Annotated in this window: 16 protein-coding genes; all 16 read left to right on the top strand. The window is 66.0% G+C overall.

Annotated features, from left to right (window positions below):
• The first annotated feature begins 12 nt into the window (after positions 1 to 12).
• A complete protein-coding gene (locus A7Q26_RS00990) occupies positions 13 to 393 on the top strand; it encodes a hypothetical protein (protein WP_066855213.1) in 381 nt (126 codons plus the stop codon).
• 9 nt (positions 394 to 402) lie between these two features.
• Entirely contained in the window at positions 403 to 1,131 is a 729-nt protein-coding gene (locus A7Q26_RS00985; RefSeq protein WP_066855210.1) for a HupE/UreJ family protein, read from the top strand.
• Position 1,132: 1 nt separating this feature from the next.
• Entirely contained in the window at positions 1,133 to 1,744 is a 612-nt protein-coding gene (locus A7Q26_RS00980; RefSeq protein ID WP_066855207.1) for a hypothetical protein, read from the top strand.
• Between the two features lie 28 nt (positions 1,745 to 1,772).
• Positions 1,773 to 2,984, top strand: a complete 1,212-nt coding sequence (locus tag A7Q26_RS00975; RefSeq protein WP_084438925.1) for a DUF1624 domain-containing protein — start codon at positions 1,773 to 1,775, stop codon at positions 2,982 to 2,984.
• 330 nt (positions 2,985 to 3,314) lie between these two features.
• Positions 3,315 to 5,462: a TonB-dependent siderophore receptor gene (locus A7Q26_RS00970; RefSeq protein ID WP_066855204.1), complete on the top strand. Its 2,148-nt coding sequence runs from the start codon at positions 3,315 to 3,317 to the stop codon at positions 5,460 to 5,462.
• A gap of 103 nt (positions 5,463 to 5,565) precedes the next feature.
• On the top strand, positions 5,566 to 6,606 hold the full coding sequence (locus A7Q26_RS00965) for a PepSY-associated TM helix domain-containing protein (protein WP_066855201.1): 1,041 nt from the start codon (positions 5,566 to 5,568) through the stop codon (positions 6,604 to 6,606).
• On the top strand, positions 6,603 to 7,529 hold the full coding sequence (locus A7Q26_RS00960) for a 2-hydroxyacid dehydrogenase (protein WP_066855198.1): 927 nt from the start codon (positions 6,603 to 6,605) through the stop codon (positions 7,527 to 7,529). Before A7Q26_RS00965 ends, A7Q26_RS00960 begins: the two co-directional genes overlap by 4 nt.
• A 238-nt stretch (positions 7,530 to 7,767) precedes the next feature.
• The gene (locus A7Q26_RS00955) at positions 7,768 to 8,436 is read left to right on the top strand and encodes a haloacid dehalogenase type II (protein ID WP_066855195.1); all 669 of its coding nucleotides are present in this window, start codon (positions 7,768 to 7,770) and stop codon (positions 8,434 to 8,436) included.
• Positions 8,437 to 8,443: 7 nt separating this feature from the next.
• Positions 8,444 to 9,727: an NAD(P)/FAD-dependent oxidoreductase gene (locus A7Q26_RS00950; protein ID WP_066855193.1), complete on the top strand. Its 1,284-nt coding sequence runs from the start codon at positions 8,444 to 8,446 to the stop codon at positions 9,725 to 9,727.
• Positions 9,727 to 11,268: an ABC transporter substrate-binding protein gene (locus A7Q26_RS00945; protein ID WP_443018144.1), complete on the top strand. Its 1,542-nt coding sequence runs from the start codon at positions 9,727 to 9,729 to the stop codon at positions 11,266 to 11,268. The genes A7Q26_RS00950 and A7Q26_RS00945 overlap by 1 nt, the downstream gene beginning before the upstream one ends.
• Positions 11,268 to 12,248 carry an ABC transporter permease gene (locus A7Q26_RS00940; RefSeq protein ID WP_157102418.1) on the top strand — a complete coding sequence of 327 codons (981 nt, stop codon included), beginning with the start codon at positions 11,268 to 11,270 and terminating at the stop codon, positions 12,246 to 12,248. The genes A7Q26_RS00945 and A7Q26_RS00940 overlap by 1 nt, the downstream gene beginning before the upstream one ends.
• Positions 12,245 to 13,078, top strand: a complete 834-nt coding sequence (locus A7Q26_RS00935) for an ABC transporter permease (RefSeq protein ID WP_066855187.1) — start codon at positions 12,245 to 12,247, stop codon at positions 13,076 to 13,078. The genes A7Q26_RS00940 and A7Q26_RS00935 overlap by 4 nt, the downstream gene beginning before the upstream one ends.
• Positions 13,075 to 14,886 (top strand): ABC transporter ATP-binding protein, encoded by a 1,812-nt coding sequence (locus tag A7Q26_RS00930; RefSeq protein WP_066855185.1) that lies wholly within the window; start codon positions 13,075 to 13,077, stop codon positions 14,884 to 14,886. Before A7Q26_RS00935 ends, A7Q26_RS00930 begins: the two co-directional genes overlap by 4 nt.
• Positions 14,883 to 15,188 (top strand): (2Fe-2S)-binding protein, encoded by a 306-nt coding sequence (locus A7Q26_RS00925; RefSeq protein WP_066855182.1) that lies wholly within the window; start codon positions 14,883 to 14,885, stop codon positions 15,186 to 15,188. Before A7Q26_RS00930 ends, A7Q26_RS00925 begins: the two co-directional genes overlap by 4 nt.
• Positions 15,170 to 16,543, top strand: coding sequence for an FAD/NAD(P)-dependent oxidoreductase (locus A7Q26_RS00920; RefSeq protein ID WP_066855179.1), 1,374 nt, complete (start codon positions 15,170 to 15,172; stop codon positions 16,541 to 16,543). Before A7Q26_RS00925 ends, A7Q26_RS00920 begins: the two co-directional genes overlap by 19 nt.
• Positions 16,540 to 17,673 carry an NAD(P)/FAD-dependent oxidoreductase gene (locus A7Q26_RS00915; RefSeq protein WP_084438924.1) on the top strand — a complete coding sequence of 378 codons (1,134 nt, stop codon included), beginning with the start codon at positions 16,540 to 16,542 and terminating at the stop codon, positions 17,671 to 17,673. Before A7Q26_RS00920 ends, A7Q26_RS00915 begins: the two co-directional genes overlap by 4 nt.
• Positions 17,674 to 17,695 lie beyond the last annotated feature (22 nt).

Raw genomic sequence — 17,695 nt, 5'->3', positions numbered from 1 at the left:
AGGAGAATAGCCTTGAAGATAGATCTTATCCGCTCCGGTATCGCCGCCATCACGCTGCTTGCCGCCCCCGCGATGCTGCACGCCCATGGCAGCATGAAGCCGCAGCATGGCGGCCTGGTTCAGATGACCGGGGAGACGATGATCGAACTGGTCGCCAGCCCCAAGGGCGTCGACGTGTATCTGAGCGAAGAGGATGAGCCGCTGGCCGCCGCTGGCTTCACCGCCAAGCTGACCCAGACCGCCGCGGGCGCCAAGACCGAGGCGGCGCTGAAGCCCGCCGGCGGCAACAAGCTGAGCGCTGCCGGCTTCAAGACCGCCAAGGGCGCCAAGCTGGTCGTGGCGCTGATCGACAAGAGCGGGGCCAAGAGCTTCGCCACCTTCCAGGCGAAATAAGGGGGCACCATGCACAGCGCGACCCACCCACCGCTCCTCTCTCCAGGCGTGCGGCGGGTCGCGCTGCTGCTGGCGGGGCTGGCGCTCGCCTGCCTGAGTTCGTCGCTCTGGGCACATGGCGTCAACGAGAATGACAAGGCCTTCATCGAAGGCGCGTCGGGGATCAACATCATCCCCTACATGTATCTGGGGGCCAAGCATATGGTCACCGGATACGACCATCTGCTCTTCCTCGCCGGGGTTATCTTCTTCCTCTATCGGATGAAGGATGTCGGCGCCTATGTGACGCTGTTCGCGATCGGACACAGCACCACTCTGCTGCTGGGCGTGCTGCTCGACATCCGCGCCAACCCGTTCCTGATCGACGCGATCATCGGCCTGTCGGTGGTCTACAAGGCGATCGACAATCTGGACGGGTTCCGCACCTGGTTCGGTTTTTCACCCGATCCCAAGGCGGCGGTGCTGATCTTCGGCTTTTTCCACGGGTTCGGCCTCGCCACCAAATTGCAGGAGTTGACACTGGCGAAGGACGGAATGATATACAATCTCATCAGCTTCAATGTCGGCGTCGAACTGGGCCAGTTCATGGCGCTGGCGATCATCCTGATCCTCATGAACCTGTGGCGCATGAGTTCCAGCTTCCACCGCAGCGCCATCGTCGCCAACGCGGCGCTGATGGCCGCCGGCTTCGTCCTGATCGGCTACCAGCTGGCCGGCTATTTCACACAAGGGGCATGACATGACGGCCACCACTGCATCCGCGCTTCCCACCCGCATCAGCCCTTCCCCCGCCGCCCTCGCCAAGGCGACCGGCGGGGCCGCGCTGGCCGCTGTCGCGATCCTGACCCTGTTCGTGCTGCCCGCGGAATATGGCGTCGACCCGACCGGCGTCGGCGGCGCGCTGGGCCTCAACGGAATGGTTGCGGGCCCCGAAGCCGAGGCCGCCCCCGTCGCCCCATCCGCCACCCCGGCCGGGATCGCGACGCCGACCAAGGACAGCATCAGCAAGATCGCCCCGTGGCGGCAGGACGAGATGACCATCACCCTGGAGCCGCATAGCGGCCAGGAAGTGAAGGCGCACATGACCAAGGGCGACAGCTTCATCTTCAGCTGGAAATCGACCGGTGGGCCGGTGAAGGCCGAAATGCACGGCGAGAAGGTCAATGCCGCCGAGGGCGAATTTACCGACTATTGGAAAGAACTGGAAATGACCGGCGGCCAGGGCGATTTCACCGCCCCCTTCGACGGCACCCATGGCTGGTATTTCCGCAACAAGGGCGACACGCCCGTGACCGTCAGCGTCAGGACGGTCGGTTTCTATAAAGATCTCTTCCAGCCCAAGGGCGAATGAGGGATAAGGTGCAACAAGGACAGGTGCCATGAGCAGTATTGCGGGCCACGCGCCCCCCATCGGCCTTCGGGCCGCAGCATCTCCGATCGACGCCGCCAAGGCCAGGACCCGGCTGATCGCCATCGACGCCCTGCGTGGCCTGGTCATGCTGTTCATGCTGGTCGATCATGTGCGCGAGACATGGTATCTGCATTTGCAGGTCACCGACCCGGTCGACGCCACCACGACCGATCCGGGCCTGTTCTTCACCCGGCTGCTCTCAACCTTCTGCGCGCCGACCTTTGTCGCGCTGACGGGTCTGTCGGCCTGGCTCTACGGCCAGTCGCATACGAAGGCGCAGGTGTCGGAATTCCTGTTCAAGCGCGGCCTGTTCCTGATCGTGCTGGAATTCACCGTGGTCGGCTATGCCTGGCCCACCCAGGCGCCCGCCTTCCCGCCGACGGCGATCTGGTTGCAGGTGATCTGGGCGATCGGCATCAGCATGGTCGCCTTGGCGGCGCTGCTCCATTTGCCCCGCCCCGCGCAGTTCGCGGTGGGCCTGGCCATCGTCTGCCTGCACAATCTGCTCGACCCCATCAGGCTGACGGCGGACCAGCCGGGCTATGTCGCCTGGGCGATCCTGCACCAGCGGTCGCTGATCGAGGCTGGCGGCATCGCGATCAAGACCACCTATCCGGTGCTGCCCTGGATCGGCGTGATCCTGCTGGGTTATGCCTGCGGCCCGTGGTTCGCGCGCGGCAGCGACCCGGTCCGGCGCATCAGGCGGCTGACGATGCTGGGCCTCGGCCTTGTCATCGGCTTCGTCGCCATCCGCTATCTCAACATTTATGGCGACAAGCCCTGGTTCGTCGCCGACTCGCCGCTGCGCACGGTGATGAGTTTCCTCGCGCTCACCAAATATCCGCCATCGCTGCTGTTCCTGATGCCGACCGTCGGCACCGGCTGCCTGCTGCTGGCGCTGTTCGAGAAGTTCGAGGACAGCAAGGCGATGCCGCACCTGGCGCTGCTGGGCGGGGCGCCGATGTTCTATTATGTGCTTCACCTCTACGTGCTGAAGCTGATCTACAATGTCGCGCTGCTGCTCTACGGTCCGACCAAGGGCACGGTTTTCGGCGTCGATCAGCTGCGCTGGGTGTGGATCTGGGTCTTCATCCTGATCCCCGTCCTCTACTTCCCCACCCGCTGGTTCGCGCAGCTCAAGCAGCGCCGCAAGGACATATGGTGGCTCAAATATCTCTGACGGTCCTGCGTCGGGTCGCCTCGGCCGCCTTCCCTACCCGGAAGGCGGCCATTTTTCCCACTTTTCCGGGCTTTTCAAACCCTTGCCGGGTCGCGGCATTTTCCTGCCGTAACGCCGCCTGATTCACAATTATGCACCGTCGCAAAGGCCATGTTTGACGTAATATTTCCGTCATTCAACATAGCCTCGACGTCAAGAAGAGGTGAATGAACACCCAATGGCCCGGCCCCGATGACAGGACTCAATGTCCGCGCGGGAATAACAGAACAAGCCGGCCCCCCGTTTCGCAGGACATAAGGGAACAGCGATTTCATAAGGGGTTACAGCATCATGCGCACTTCATCCACCCTACGCCTGGCCTTCATCGCCAGCACTGCCGCCATCGCCCTGTCGTCCGCGGCCCAGGCTCAGGAGCCTGCCGCCACGCCCGATGGCGAAATCGTCGTCACCGGCCTGAAGCGCCAATATTTCGGCGACACCCCGGTCAAGGAAATCCCCCAGGCGGTCCAGTTCCTGGAAGGCAAGCTGCTCGACGACCTCAACATCACCCGGCTCGACACCGCGCTGGAACTGGCGAGCGGCGTGTCGCGGCAGAATAATTTCGGCGGCCTGTGGGATAGCTTCGCGATCCGCGGCTTTGCCGGGGACGAGAATTTCCCGAGCGGCTTCCTGGTCAACGGCTTCAATGGCGGCCGCGGCTATGGCGGTCCGCGCGATGCGTCCAACGTCGAGCGGATCGAAGTGCTCAAAGGGCCGAACTCGGCGCTGTTCGGGCGCGGCGAGCCGGGCGGCACGATCAACATCGTCACCAAGAAGCCGACCTTCAAGGAAGGTGGCAGCTTCTCCGTTTCGGCCGGCCGGTGGGACACCTACCGGGTCGAAGGCGACTATAATCTGCCGCTGAGCGACAGCGTCGCGGTGCGCCTCAACGGATCGTTCGAGGATGCCGAAAGCTTCCGCGACACCGTGGAAACACGCAAATATACGCTGACCCCGTCCTTCCTGGCGAAGCTGACCGAGAAGGACATCTTCACCTACGAGATGGAATATGTGAACCAGGAAGTGCCGTTCGAGCGCGGCGTGGTGGCGATCCCGACCGTCAACGCCAATGGCACGATCAGCTATAATCTGGGCGCGATCCCCAACAGCCGCTTCCTGGGCAATCCCAGTGACGGCCCGACCAAGGTCGAGGTGCTGGGCCATCAGGCGCAATATCAGCATGATTTCAGCGACGACTGGACGCTGATGCTGGGCGCAGGCTACAAGGACACGACGTTCGAGGGCTTTTCGAGCGATCCCGAACTGGTTCTGAGCCGCCAGCGGATCGACAATGACGGCCGGACCCTGACCCGCCAGCGCCGCTATCGCGACTACAGCACCACCCATATGGTGTTCCGTGGCGAAATCAGCGGCAAGGTGGAGACCGGGTCGATCGTCCACAATATCCGCATCGGCGCGGACTGGGACAAGTTCAAGATCAAGACCTTCCAGACCCGTTATCGCCCCGTGGCGGCCGATCAGTCCTATGCGATCGACATCTTCAATCCCGACTATACGATCGTCGGCCCCACGCCCAATGTCGTCATCCAGAACGCCACCGAAATCCAGAAGGCCTGGGGCATCTACGCCCAGGACCAGATCGAGATCACCGAGCAGTTCAAGGTGCGCTTCGGCGGGCGCTATGACGATTTCAGCCAGGACATCGACCTGCGCCTGAACGGCACCAACCCGCAGAAGAGCTACACCAAGTTCAGCCCGATGGCAGGCATGGTGTTCGAGCCGACAAAGAGCGTTTCGCTCTATGCCAGCTATGGCAAGGGTTTCCGCCCGAACAGCGGCGTGGGCTTCGATGGCCAGCCGTTCGAGCCGGAAATCAGCGAATCCTACGAAGTCGGCGCCAAGTTCGTGACGCCCGATGGCCGGATCACCAGCACCGTGTCGCTCTACAAGATGAAGAAGGACAATGTGCTGACCACCGACCCGGCCAATGCGGGCTTTTCCAAGCCGGTCGGGTCAGCCAAGAGCAAGGGCATCGAGTTCGACCTCAACGCCAAGCTGCCGGCCGGATTCGAACTCTTCCTGACCTATGCCTATACCGACGCCGAATGGGCGACGAACGCGCTGGACCCCAATTTCGGTTTCCAGATCCTGAAGGGCGATCCGCTGATCAACATTCCCAAGCATCAGGGCAACGCCCTGCTGTTCAAGAATTTCTCGATCGGCGATCATGAAGCGATGCTGGGCGCTGGGGTAACGCATGTCGGCCGTCGCCTGGGCGAAACCGCAACGACCTTCTTCCTGCCCAGCTACACCATCGCCAAGGTGCTGGGGTCGTTCAACATCACCGACCAGATCAAGCTGTCGGCCGATGTGAACAATGTGTTCAACAAGAAATATTATGCCAGCTCCTACGCGGCGCTGTGGATCCAGCCGGGCACGCCGCGGTCGTTCACGGTCCGCGCCAGCTTCGACTTCTGATGCAGCATCGTCGGGACTGCGTGTCCCGACGGGCCGCCGGCGTTCCCCCCTCCAAGCTCGGGAACGTCGGCGGCCTTTTTCTTTTGACGACAAGAGGCGCATCATGACCCGCGCGCAATGGCTTCGCATCCACCGGCTTACGGGCCTCGCCATGGCGGCCTTCCTGCTCGTCCAGGCATTGACGGGGGCGCTGCTGCTCTATCGCGGGCCGGTTGCACGGATGATCGATCCGGCCGGCATGACCAGCCAGGCGCGGGGACCGGCCATATCAGCCGGCGAGGCCGCCGCGCAGGCCGCGCGCTTCCAGCCCGGCCATCATGTCACCCGGCTGTTCGCGCCGGACACGGACAATGCCACCTGGTTCGCCCAGTTGGGCGATGGCGAGGGCCGCACCCGCTACGCCTCCATCGATCCGGCGGGTGGCGGAGTCCGACGCGCGGGCGGCCTGTCCGCCTTCCCGGTCGAGGCGGCGTTGCAGATCCATTATCGGCTGATGGCGGGCAAGGCGGGCATGGTGGTCGTCGCGCTCAATGCGCTGGCGTTGCTTGTCATGGCCGTCAGCGGCCTCCGCTTCTGGTGGCCCAAGCGCAATATCATCAAGGCGCTCGGCATCCGCTGGACGCTCGCGCCGCAAATGGTGCTGCGGCAGGCGCATCGCACGGTGGGCGTCGTGGCCGCCGCCTTCCTGATCGTCCTTGCCGGCACCGGGATGCTGCTGATCGTGCCCGAACTGGCCGGTGACAGCCCGGCGCCGACAGCCGTCGCCACGTCCGCAGCCGCGATCGACCGCAGCCTGATGCTGGCGCAGACCGCCTTTCCCGATCACAGCCTGCGCGACCTGCGGATCGACGGCGACCGCTTGATCGTCAATTTCCACGCGCCCGAGCGCAACGCCCGCGCGGTGCATCGCGCGATCGTGACGATCGCGCAGCCCCATATCGTCAGCGCGACCCGCGCCGAACAGAGCGGCGCATTGTGGATGACCGTCCTGCCGATCCATGCGGGCGACATCATCGCGCCGGTCGGGCCGGTGCTGCTGCTGGCCGTCGCCATCATCCTCGCGGCGCTGGCTGTGTCCGGCCCGATCATGTGGTGGCACGCCGCCCGGCAGCGCCGCCGCCCCACCCGAAAGGTAACTGCATGACCCTGCTCTACACATCCGATCCCGAACGCGGCCGCATCTGGCGCGAGATTTTCGCGGCAGAGGCGAGCGACATCGGCTTTTTCGATGCGTCGCAGCCGCATGATCCCGCGACGATCCGCTATCTGGCGGCCTGGGCGCCGTCGGCCGAGCTGATCGCCGGGCTGCCCAATCTGGAAATCCTGTTTTCGATCGGCGCCGGCATCGACCAGTTCGACATGAACGCCCTGCCGCCGCATATCCGCGTCGTCCGCATGATCGAGCCGGGCATCGCCGCCGGCATGGTCGAATATGCGACGATGGCGGCGCTGGCGCTGCACCGGAACCTGATCGACTATCGGGAGGCGCAGAAAGACGCGCGCTGGGCGCCCATCAAGCTCAAATCCGCAGGCGAACGGCGGATCGGCGTCATGGGGCTGGGCAATCTGGGTCAGGCAGTGCTGAAGGCGCTGGCGCCGTTCGGCTTTCCCCTGTCGGGATGGAGCCGGTCGCCGCGCGCCATGGAAGGCGTGACCTGCCATGCCGGGGAGGCGGCGCTGCCCGATTTCCTGGCGGCCTGCGACATTCTCATCTGCCTGCTGCCGCTGACCGACGAGACGCGCGGCATTTTGTGCCGGAAGACCCTGTCGCTGCTGCCGCGCGGCGCGGCCCTCGTCAATGTCGGACGGGGCGGGCATCTGGTGGAGCAGGATCTGCTGTCGTTGCTCGACGAGGCGCATCTTTCCGGCGCCGTCCTGGACGTGACCGACCCCGAGCCGCTGCCCGCCGATCACCCCTTCTGGGCGCATCCGCGCATCATCCTGACGCCTCATGTCGCCAGCATGACCCGCGCAGACAGCGCCGCACGCGCGCTGATCGCCAACATTCGCCGTCATCAGGCAGGCGCGCCGATCGAGGGCGAAGTCGCGCGTGGCCGGGGCTATTGAACGGGCGACATTCCATGCCGCCCTGCTCCCCCGATCGCCTGTCCGGCAGATGCCCGAACGACCCGATTGCCGCCTTCGCAGGAGCGCGGCAAACTATGCCGAAAGGATCGCGATAAAGCCGTGAATCTGCGTCCCCACCCGAAGATATCGGGCGCATGTTCCGGCTCCGCCATGTCGTAATGCTGCTGTCAAACGGCTTCCCAAGCCAACCGTAGAACCCGCAAAGGACGCTCCGCCGATGCCCAATTTCCGGCCCAAATATATCAGCTTCGACTGCTATGGCACGCTGACCCGTTTCCGCATGACCGAGATGGCGACCGCCTTCATGGCCGATCGCATCGCGGCGGAAGACCTGCCCGCATTCTGCAAGGACTGGGGCGCCTATCGCCTGGACCAGGTGCTCGGCCCGTGGGAACCCTATCAGGAGATCATCCGCAATTCGCTCGCGCGCACCTGCAAGCGCTGGGGGGTGGAATATCGCGAGGCGGACGCCGACGCGGTCTACAACGCAGTGCCGACCTGGGGTCCGCATGACGATGTGCCGGGCGGCCTGGGCAAGATCGGCGACAAGATCCCGCTCGTCATCCTCTCCAACGCGATGAACGACCAGATCCACCATAATGTCGCGATGCTGGGCGCGCCGTTCCACGCGGTCTATACCGCGCAGATGGCGCAGGCCTACAAGCCCCGTATGCAGGCGTTCGAATATATGTTCGACCAGCTGGGCGCGAAGCCGGAAGAGATGATGCACGTCTCGTCCAGCTTCCGCTACGACCAGAACACCGCCACCGACCTGCATTTCGGCTGCCGCGTATTCGTGGGGCGCGGCCATGAACCGTCCAACGCCTTCTATCGCGATGTCGAAATCCCCCATATCGGCGCGCTTCCGGCGGTGGTGGGCCTGTAGGATCGCAATGACGGTCTCCCCCCTCTCCTACTGGCTGGCAAGCGCCCCCGCCTTCACCGGCGGGGCCAGGGGCGCGGTCGAGGGCAAGGTGGACGTCGCCATCATCGGCGGCGGCTTCACCGGGCTTTCGGCGGCGCTGGCGCTCGCCAGACAGGGCGCCAGCGTCATGCTGCTGGAGCAGGGGCGGGTGGCCGGAGAGGCTTCGGGACGCAATGGCGGCCAGTGCAATAATGGCACGGCGCATGACTATGGGGCGCTGTCCGCCCGGTTCGGCAAGGACATCGCCAAGGCCTATTACCGCGCCCATTGCGACGCGGTCGATCTGGTTGAACGGATCGTGCTGGAGGAGGGCATAGACTGCGCCTTCCGCCGGTGCGGCCGGGTGAAGCTGGCGGCCAAGCCCCAGCATTATGAGAAGCTGGTCCGCGCACACGACCTGCTGGCGGCCGAGGTGGACGAGAATGTCCGGCTGGTGCCGCCCGAACGCATGGCCGAGGAAGTGGGATCGGACGCCTTCCATGGCGCGCTGATCCAGACGACCAGCGCGCAGCTGCATCCCGGCCGTTTCGCTATCGGCCTGGCCGAGGCGGCGGCCCGCGCCGGCGCACGGATTTTCGAACAGGCCGAGGTAAGCGGGATGGACCGGCTGCCCGGCGGCTGGCGGGTGACAACGCCCAAGGGGAAGGTCACCGCATCGCAGATACTGGTCGCGACCGGAGGCGCGCCTGCCGCCGCGCCCTTCGGCTTCTTCCGGCGGCGGATCGTGTCGGTCGGCAGTTTCGTGATCGCCACCGAGCCGCTGGACGCCGCGCTGATCGCCCGATTGCTGCCGCATCGGCGCAACTATGTGACCAGCAAGAATATCGGCAATTATTTCCGCCTGACCGCCGATGACCGGCTGATCTTCGGCGGGCGGGCGCGTTTCGCGATCAGCGACCCCCGGTCCGACATGAAGAGCGGGCGCATCCTCATCCAGACCATGGGCGACATCTTCCCGGCGCTGAAGGGCGTGGGCGTGGACCATGTCTGGGGCGGGATGGTCGACCTGACCGCCGACCGCCTGCCACGCGCGGGCGAGCAGGACGGGATATTCTATTCCATGGGCTATAGCGGCCATGGCGTGCAGATGGCGACCTATATGGGCCAGGCGATGGCGCGGGTGATGAGCGGCGACACAGGCGCCAATCCCTGGGCCGGCCTCGACTGGCCGAGCGTGCCCGGCCATTTCGGCAAGCCCTGGTTCCTCCCCTTCGTCGGCCTGTGGTACAAATGGCAGGATATGATCCACTGATGGACGAGATGGCCTCCCTTTCCCGTCGCGGGCTGATCGGCGCAGGTTTGGGCCTGGGCGCCGGGCTGCTGCTGCCCGACGCCGCGCTGGCCGCCAGCAAGCCGCGCCGGGGCGGACGCATCCGCGTCGCCGGCTTGTCCAGCTCGACGGCGGACACGCTCGACCCGGCCAAGGGCGCATTGTCGACCGACTATGTGCGCCATTACATGCTCTATAGCGGGCTGACGGTCATGGGCGCGGACCTCATCGCCCGGCCCGCACTGGCCGAGCGGATCGTCAGCGACGACCAGATCGTCTGGCATGTCCGCCTGCGCAGGGGCGTGACCTTCCATGACGGCGCGACGCTGACGAGCCAGGACGTGGTCTGGTCGCTGCTGCGGCACAAGGACGCGGCCATCGGGTCCAAGATGGCGACCATCGCCGAACAGTTCGCACAGGTGAAGGCCGCAGGTCCGCTGGACGTCGTCATCCGGCTGACCGGTCCCAATGCCGACCTGCCCGCCATACTGGCCCAGTCGCATTTCCTGATCCTGCGCGCCGGCACCAAGGATTTCCGGACCGCCAACGGCACCGGTCCCTATATGGTCACGCAGTTCCGCCCCGGCGTGCGGACGCTGGTGCGCCGCAATCCGGACTACTGGAAACCGGGCAAGGCCTGGCTGGACGAGATCGAGCTGATCGGCATTCCCGACGAAGTCAGCCGCGTCAACGCGCTGTTGTCGGGCGACGTCCATCTGGTCATCGCGATCAACCCGCGATCAACCAGGCGGGTCATGGCATCGCGCAGGCACGGCCTTCTGGAAACGCAGTCGGGCCTCTACACCAACCTCATCATGCGGCAGGACCAGCAGCCGACCGGCAATCCGCATTTCGTCGCGGCGATGAAATATCTGTTCGACCGGCCGCTCATCAAGCGGGCGCTCTATCGCGGCTATGCTACGATCGCCAACGATCATCCGATCCCGCCCTTTCATCCCTATTATCGCACCGACCTGCCGCAGCGCGCGCTCGACCTGGACAAGGCGCGCTGGCATTTGCAGCGCGCGGGGCTGACCGGCGTGCGGCTGCCGGTCTATGCCTCTCCGGCGGCGGACGGGTCGGTCGACATGGCGTCGATCTTGCAGGAATATGGCGCGCGGGTCGGGCTGAAGCTGGCCGTGAACCGGGTGCCGGGCGACGGTTACTGGTCTACCCACTGGATGAAGCACCCGATGGGGTTCGGCAACACCAACCCGCGCCCGACCGCCGACCTGCTGTTCAGCCTGTTCTACAAATCCGACGCGCCCTGGAACGAGAGCGGATGGAATAATGCCCGTTTCGACCGGCTGCTGCTGGAAGCGCGGGGCGAAGCCGACCAGGGGCGGCGCAAGCAGCTGTACGGGGAGATGCAGGAGCTGGCCTATCATCATTGCGGCACGAGCATCCCGGTCTTCATCAGCCTGCTCGACGGCTATGACCGGCGGCTGAAGGGACTGCATTCCGTCCCGCTGGGCGGCCTGATGGGCTATCAGTTCGCCGAGCATATATGGTGGGAAGACTGATGGCGGGCGCCCCCTCCTCCAGCGGCCTGAAGGCCGCGCTGGTCCTGATCGGCAAGCGTTTCGCATCCTCGCTGCTGACCCTGTTGCTGGTATCGGTGACAATCTTCGTCATCGCCCAGTTGCTGCCGGGCGACGCCGCGCAGGAAGCGCTGGGCCAGAGTGCGACCGCCGAACAGGTCGCCGCGCTGCGGCATGAAATGGGCCTCGATCGGCCCGCGCCGATCCGCTACATCAGCTGGCTGACGGGGATGGTGGGCGGCGATCCGGGCCAGTCGCTCGTCGCCAATATGCCGGTGTCGGAGGTGATAGCGGAACGGCTGCCCAACAGCCTGCTGCTGGCTGCGCTGACGGCGCTGGTCGCGGTGCCGGTCGCGCTCGCGATCGGCATCGGATCGGCGATGAACCGCGGCGGACGGCTCGACCGGGCGCTCAATATCGCGACGCTGTCGATGGTCGCGGTGCCGGAATTCCTGGTCGCCACGATCGCGGTCCTGATCTTCTCGGTAAAGCTGCGCTGGCTGCCCTCCATCGCGCTGGTGTCCGACGACATGAGCTGGGGCGACTATCTGCGCGGCGTCGCCATGCCGATCCTGACGCTGTGCGTCATCGTGGTCGCGCAAATGGCGCGGATGACCCGGGCGGCGGTGATCGACCAGATGGACCGGCCCTATGTCGAAATGGCGCTGTTGAAGGGCGTAGCGCCGGTGCGGATCGTGCTGAAGCACATCATGCCCAACGCCATCGCGCCGATTGTCAACGCCATGGCGCTGAGCCTGTCCTATCTGCTGGGCGGAGCCGTGATCGTGGAAACCATCTTCAACTATCCGGGGCTTGCCAGCCTGATGGTCAATGCCGTCACCAGCCGCGACATGCCGCTGCTCCAGGCCTGCGCCATGATCTTCTGCGCGGCCTATCTGATTCTGATGCTGATTGCGGACGTCACCGCAATCCTCGCCAACCCCAGGCTGCGCGCACAATGATCGCTGTCTCTCTCTCCAGGGCAAAAGCCCTCCCCCTGTCGGGCAAGATCGGGCTGGCGCTGGTCCTCTTCTGGCTGCTCGCCGCCCTGTTCGGGCCGATGCTGGCCCCCTACCCCGTCGGCGCCTTCGTCGCCTATGACGTGTTCGACGGGTCGTCGGCGGCGCACTGGCTGGGCAGCGACTATCTGGGGCGCGATGTACTGAGCCGCCTTTTGTCGGGCGCACGCTATACGGTCGCGCTGGCCGCCGCCGCCGCGATGCTGGCGAGCGCGACCGGCACGGCGCTCGCCCTGACCGCCGCCGTGGGCGGGCCAAGGGTGGATGAGCCGCTGTCCCGCTTCATGGACATGCTGATCTCGATCCCGTCCAAGATCTTCTCGCTGGTGCTGGTGGCGGCCTTCGGCTCATCGCTCGCCCTGCTGCTGATCATCGCGGCGATCACCTATGTTCCGGGCAATTATCGCATCGCGCGCGCGCTGGCGGTGAACCTTGCGCAGATGGACTATGTGCAGGTGGCGAAGGCGCGGGGCGAAGGCCGTTTCCATATCGCCATCGCCGAAATCCTGCCCAACATGATCCACCCGCTGCTCGCCGATTTCGGCCTGCGCTTCGTGTTCATCGTGCTGCTGCTGTCAGGCCTCAGCTTCCTGGGCCTCGGCGTCCAGCCGCCCGAAGCGGACCTGGGATCGCTGGTGCGCGAAAATATTTCGGGCCTGGGCGAAGGGGCGCTGGCGATATTGGCGCCGGCCGTCGCGATCGCGACGCTGACCGTGGGCGTCAACCTGCTGATCGACGCGATCGGCTTTGCGGGCAAGGGGAAAGGCCGATGAACGCGACGTCCCCTCATGTCGAGGTGAAGGGCCTGACCGTCACCGCGCGCAACGCGCAGGGCGAAACCTTCCCGATCGTCAGCGGCATCGATTTTGCCCTGAAGCGCGGCGAGGTGCTGGCGCTGATCGGGGAATCGGGGTCGGGCAAGACGACCATCGCCCTCACGCTGCTGGGCCATGCCCGGCCGGGCGCTCGAATCGCGGGCGGCTCCATCCGCGTGGGCGATTCGGATATCCGCACGCTCGATGCCAGGGGACTGGCGAGCCTGCGTGGCAATCGCATCGCCTATATCGCCCAGAGCGCGGCCTCCGCCTTCAACCCGTCGCGCACGATCATGGACCAGGTGATCGAGCCCGCGCTGATCCACGACCTGATGCCGCGCGAGCAGGCCGAAGCGAAGGCGGTCGACCTGTTCCGCGCCCTCGCCCTTCCCTTCCCCGATACGATCGGATCGCGCTATCCGCATCAGTTGTCGGGCGGGCAGTTGCAGCGGCTGATGGCGGCGATGGCGCTGATCACCGATCCCGAACTGGTCATATTGGACGAGCCGACAACGGCGCTGGACGTGACGACCCAGATCGAGGTGCTGCGCGCTTTCAAGGCGGTGGTGCTGGAGCGCGGCGCGACCGCCGTCTATGTCTCCCACGACCTGGCGGTCGTGGCGCAGATGGCCGACCAGATCGTGGTGCTGAGCCAGGGCCGCATCCGCGAGGCCGGCGCAGCGGCGCAAATCCTGCACAGCCCCGCCGACGACTATACGAAAACGCTGATGGCCGCCGCGCGGCCGGCGATCCGGCCCGCGCCGGACAAGGCCGAACTGCCCGCCGCGCCGCTGCTGGAAATTCGGGGGCTGACGGCAGGCTATGGCAAGATCGGCAAGGATGGCCGCCCGCGCATTCCGGTACTGCGCGACATCAACCTGACGATCGAGCGGGGCGCGACCCTGGGCGTGATCGGCGAATCCGGGTCGGGCAAGTCGACCATCGCGCGGGTCATCGCCGGGCTGCTGCCGCCCGCGAGCGGGCAGGTGCTGCTGGACGGCGAACCGCTGCCGCCAGGGCTGGCCGGTCGCAGTCGTGAACAGTTCCGCCGCGTGCAGCTGGTATTCCAGAATGCCGATACCGCGCTCAATCCCGCGCATAGCGTAGGGCAAATTCTGGAGCGGCCGCTGGCCTTCTACCATGGGTTGAAGGGCAATGCCGCGCATTTGCGCGTGCTGGAGCTGCTGGACCTCATTCGCCTGCCCGCGAGCCTCATCGACCGCAACATCGGCGGATTGTCGGGCGGGCAGAAGCAGCGCGTCAACCTGGCCCGGGCGCTGGCGGCGGACCCGCAGCTGATCCTGTGCGACGAGGTGACGTCGGCGCTGGACACCGTCGTGGGTGCGGCGATCCTCGACCTGATGGCGGAGTTGCGGCGCGAACTGGGCATCGCGACGATGTTCATCAGCCACGACATCTCGACCGTGCGGGCGATCTGCGACGACATCCTCGTCCTCTATTCGGGCACGATGGTGGAGATGGGACCACGCGCCGCCTTCCAGACGGCCCCTTTCCACCCCTATACCGACCTGCTGATCGGCTCCGTGCCGGAAATGCGGGCGGGCTGGCTGGAGGAAAGCCATGCCGGACGCCGACCGCCGCCGATCGGCGCGGCCGGGGACCATCCCGACCTCTGCCGTTTCCTGCCCCGCTGCGCCGCGCGGGTGGACGGCCTGTGCAACATCACCCCGCCGCCCCGCCATCCCCTGGATAAGGGCAGCCGCATCCTCTGCCATCTTGGAGAAGAAAGCCTGTGTCCGTCATGAGCCGGTTCGTTCGACTGGGCGAAACCGACCGCCCGCCTGTGACCCTGCATGTGGATGGTCAAGCCGTAGAGGCGCTGGAGGGCGACACGCTGATGGTGGCCCTGCTCGCCAATGGCGGCACGCTGCGCCAGAGCGAGTTCGGGCCGGAAATGCGGGCCGGCTTCTGCCTGATGGGCGCCTGCCAGGATTGCTGGGTCTGGACCGAAAAGGGCGAGCGGCTGCGTGCCTGCTCCACGCTGGCGGCGCCCGGCCAGCGCATCGTTACCAGCCAGCCGGAGGCATCATGGCCCAGCCACGCATAATCATCGTCGGCGCCGGTCCCGCCGGCACGCGCGCGGCGCAAGCCTGCGTCGCGGCGGGGCTGCGGCCGGTGGTCATAGACGAAGGACGGCGCGACGGCGGGCAGATCTATCGCCGCCAGCCCGATCATTTCACCCGGCCCTATGCGAAGCTCTACGGCACCGAGGCGGACCGGGCGCAGGCAGTGCATGGCACATTCGACGCGATCCGGGAGCAGATCGACTATCGGCCCGAAACGCTGGTCTGGAACATCGCCGACCGGCATGTGTGGACGGCGAACCAGACAGATCAGGAGGCATTGCCCTTCGACGCGCTGTTGCTCTGCACCGGGGCGACCGACCGGCTGATGCCGGTCAAGGGCTGGCACTATGCGGGCACCTACAGCCTGGGCGGGTCGCAGGTCGCGCTCAAGAGCCAGGCGGTGTCGATCGGGCATCGCGTGGTGTTCATGGGGTCGGGGCCGCTGCTCTATCTGGTCGCCAGCCAATATGTGGAGGCGGGTGCGGATGTGGCCGCCGTGCTGGACACCTCACCCTTTTCGGCGCGGGTCAAGGCGTTGCCCGACCTGCTGGCGGTGCCGTCGGTGCTGTGGAACGGCGTCAGGCTGACCCAGGCGCTGAAACAGGCGGGCGTGGCCGTGCATCTGGGCGTGACGCCGGTCGAGATCCTTGGCGAGTCCGATACGGGCGTGAGCGGCGTGCGGTTCCGTAACGGCGCTGGCAAGGAACGGAGCATCGCCTGCGACGCGGTGGCGATGGGCTATCATCTGCGGCCCGAAACGCAATTGGCCGATCTCGCCCGCTGCGCCTTCGCCTTCGATTCCGGCACGCGGCAATGGTTGCCGGAACGCGACGGCGACGGACGGTCGAGCGTGGAGGGCGTCTATCTGGCAGGCGATGGCGCGAAGATATTGGGCGCGCGATCGGCCGAGGCGAGCGGGAAGCTGGCGGCGCTGGCGGCGCTGGCGGATCTGGGCCTGCCGGTGGACAAGGGCGAGATGGCGAGCCTGCGCGGCGATGTAGGCACTTATGCGAAGTTCGCGCGCGGCCTCGCCAAAGCCTTCCCCTGGCCTGCGAGCCAGGCCGCTGCACTCCCCGACGAGGCGATCCTGTGCCGTTGCGAGGGCGTGACGGCGGGCGACCTGCGTGCCGTGATGCGCGAGACGGGCGCCAAGGAAGCCAATCGGGCCAAGGCGTTCAGCCGCGTCGGCATGGGCCGGTGCCAGGGCCGCTATTGCGGCCTTGCCGCGGCCGAGCTGATCGCGGCGGAAGCGAGCGTCCCGGTGGAGCAGGTGGGCCGCCTGCGCGGACAGGCGCCGGTCAAGCCACTCAGCATTGGCATCGGAGACGAAAAGTGAGCGGCGCGAGCGACGTCATCATCGTAGGTGGCGGACTTATGGGATCATCGGCCGCGCTGTTCCTGCGCGGACACGGAATGTCTGTCACGCTGCTGGAGACCGACCTGATCGGGCGGCAGGCAAGCGGGACCAATTTCGGCAATGTCCGGCGGCAGGGACGGCCGATCCATCAGCTGCCGCTCGCCAACCGCGCCATCGCCATCTGGCGCAAGTCGCGCGAGCTGCTGGGCGCGGATGTCGAATATCTCCAGTCGGGGCATATCCGCGTCTGCTATCGCGAGCGGCCCGAACTGGTCGGCGCGATGGAGGATTATGCCGACAAGGCGCGGCTGGAGGGGCTGGACCTTGAACTGCTGAGCGGCAATGCGCTGCGCGACAAATTTCCCTTTTTCGGGCCGGACGTGCTGGCCGGCTCCTATTCGGCGCTGGACGGCCATGCCAATCCGCGCCTGGCCGCGCCCGCTTTCGCGCGGGCGGCGGCGCGGCTGGGCGCTGTGATCCATGAAAATACGCAGATCGTGGACGCGCAGAAGATAGGCGAGGACTTTATCGTCACGGCGGCGGACGGACGCACGTTCCGCGCGCCGATCCTGCTGATCACCGCGGGGGCGTGGGGCAACGCGCTGTCCTCGCAATTTGGCGAGCCGGTGCCGATCACGCCGCGCGGCCCGAACATGAGCGTCACCGAGCCGGTCCCCTATGCGATTCCCCCGGCGGTCGGGGTGATGACGCCGCTGGAGGAGGAGACGGTCTATTTCCGCCAGGTTGCGCGCGGCAACATCGTGCTGGGCGGCAGTACGCGCGGACCCTCCTTCCCCGACCAGTATCGCGCCTATGTCGAGCCGCAGAACACGCTGAGCCAGCTAAGGCAGATACGGCGTCTGGCGCCGGCACTCGGAAAGCTCAACATCATCCGCGTCTGGTCCGGCATCGAGGGCTATATGCCCGACAGCCAGCCGGTGATGGGTCCGAGCGCGACGACCAGCGGCCTTTATTACGCCTTCGGCTTTTCGGGATCGGGCTTCCAGATCGGGCCGGGCGTGGGCGAGACAATGGCGGAGATCATCGCGAAGGGCGCCACGGATATTCCGATGGAGCCATACAGGATCGCGCGATTTGCGGTGGATTGACCAGCACCCATTCAGCTTTGCC

The organism is Sphingobium sp. TCM1, from assembly GCF_001650725.1.
Lineage (GTDB): Bacteria > Pseudomonadota > Alphaproteobacteria > Sphingomonadales > Sphingomonadaceae > Sphingobium.
This window is presented reverse-complemented; position numbering and strand designations above follow the sequence as displayed.

What these genes read in the sequence shown, in the direction of transcription:
- A7Q26_RS00985 (WP_066855210.1), top strand. Translation starts at nt 403, where the DNA reads ATGCACAGCGCGACCCACCCACCGCTCCTCTCTCCAGGCGTGCGGCGG.
- A7Q26_RS00980 (WP_066855207.1), top strand. Translation starts at nt 1,133, where the DNA reads ATGACGGCCACCACTGCATCCGCGCTTCCCACCCGCATCAGCCCTTCC.
- A7Q26_RS00975 (WP_084438925.1), top strand. Translation starts at nt 1,773, where the DNA reads ATGAGCAGTATTGCGGGCCACGCGCCCCCCATCGGCCTTCGGGCCGCA.
- A7Q26_RS00970 (WP_066855204.1), top strand. Translation starts at nt 3,315, where the DNA reads ATGCGCACTTCATCCACCCTACGCCTGGCCTTCATCGCCAGCACTGCC.
- A7Q26_RS00965 (WP_066855201.1), top strand. Translation starts at nt 5,566, where the DNA reads ATGACCCGCGCGCAATGGCTTCGCATCCACCGGCTTACGGGCCTCGCC.
- A7Q26_RS00960 (WP_066855198.1), top strand. Translation starts at nt 6,603, where the DNA reads ATGACCCTGCTCTACACATCCGATCCCGAACGCGGCCGCATCTGGCGC.
- A7Q26_RS00955 (WP_066855195.1), top strand. Translation starts at nt 7,768, where the DNA reads ATGCCCAATTTCCGGCCCAAATATATCAGCTTCGACTGCTATGGCACG.
- A7Q26_RS00950 (WP_066855193.1), top strand. Translation starts at nt 8,444, where the DNA reads ATGACGGTCTCCCCCCTCTCCTACTGGCTGGCAAGCGCCCCCGCCTTC.
- A7Q26_RS00945 (WP_443018144.1), top strand. Translation starts at nt 9,727, where the DNA reads ATGGACGAGATGGCCTCCCTTTCCCGTCGCGGGCTGATCGGCGCAGGT.
- A7Q26_RS00940 (WP_157102418.1), top strand. Translation starts at nt 11,268, where the DNA reads ATGGCGGGCGCCCCCTCCTCCAGCGGCCTGAAGGCCGCGCTGGTCCTG.
- A7Q26_RS00935 (WP_066855187.1), top strand. Translation starts at nt 12,245, where the DNA reads ATGATCGCTGTCTCTCTCTCCAGGGCAAAAGCCCTCCCCCTGTCGGGC.
- A7Q26_RS00930 (WP_066855185.1), top strand. Translation starts at nt 13,075, where the DNA reads ATGAACGCGACGTCCCCTCATGTCGAGGTGAAGGGCCTGACCGTCACC.
- A7Q26_RS00925 (WP_066855182.1), top strand. Translation starts at nt 14,883, where the DNA reads ATGAGCCGGTTCGTTCGACTGGGCGAAACCGACCGCCCGCCTGTGACC.
- A7Q26_RS00920 (WP_066855179.1), top strand. Translation starts at nt 15,170, where the DNA reads ATGGCCCAGCCACGCATAATCATCGTCGGCGCCGGTCCCGCCGGCACG.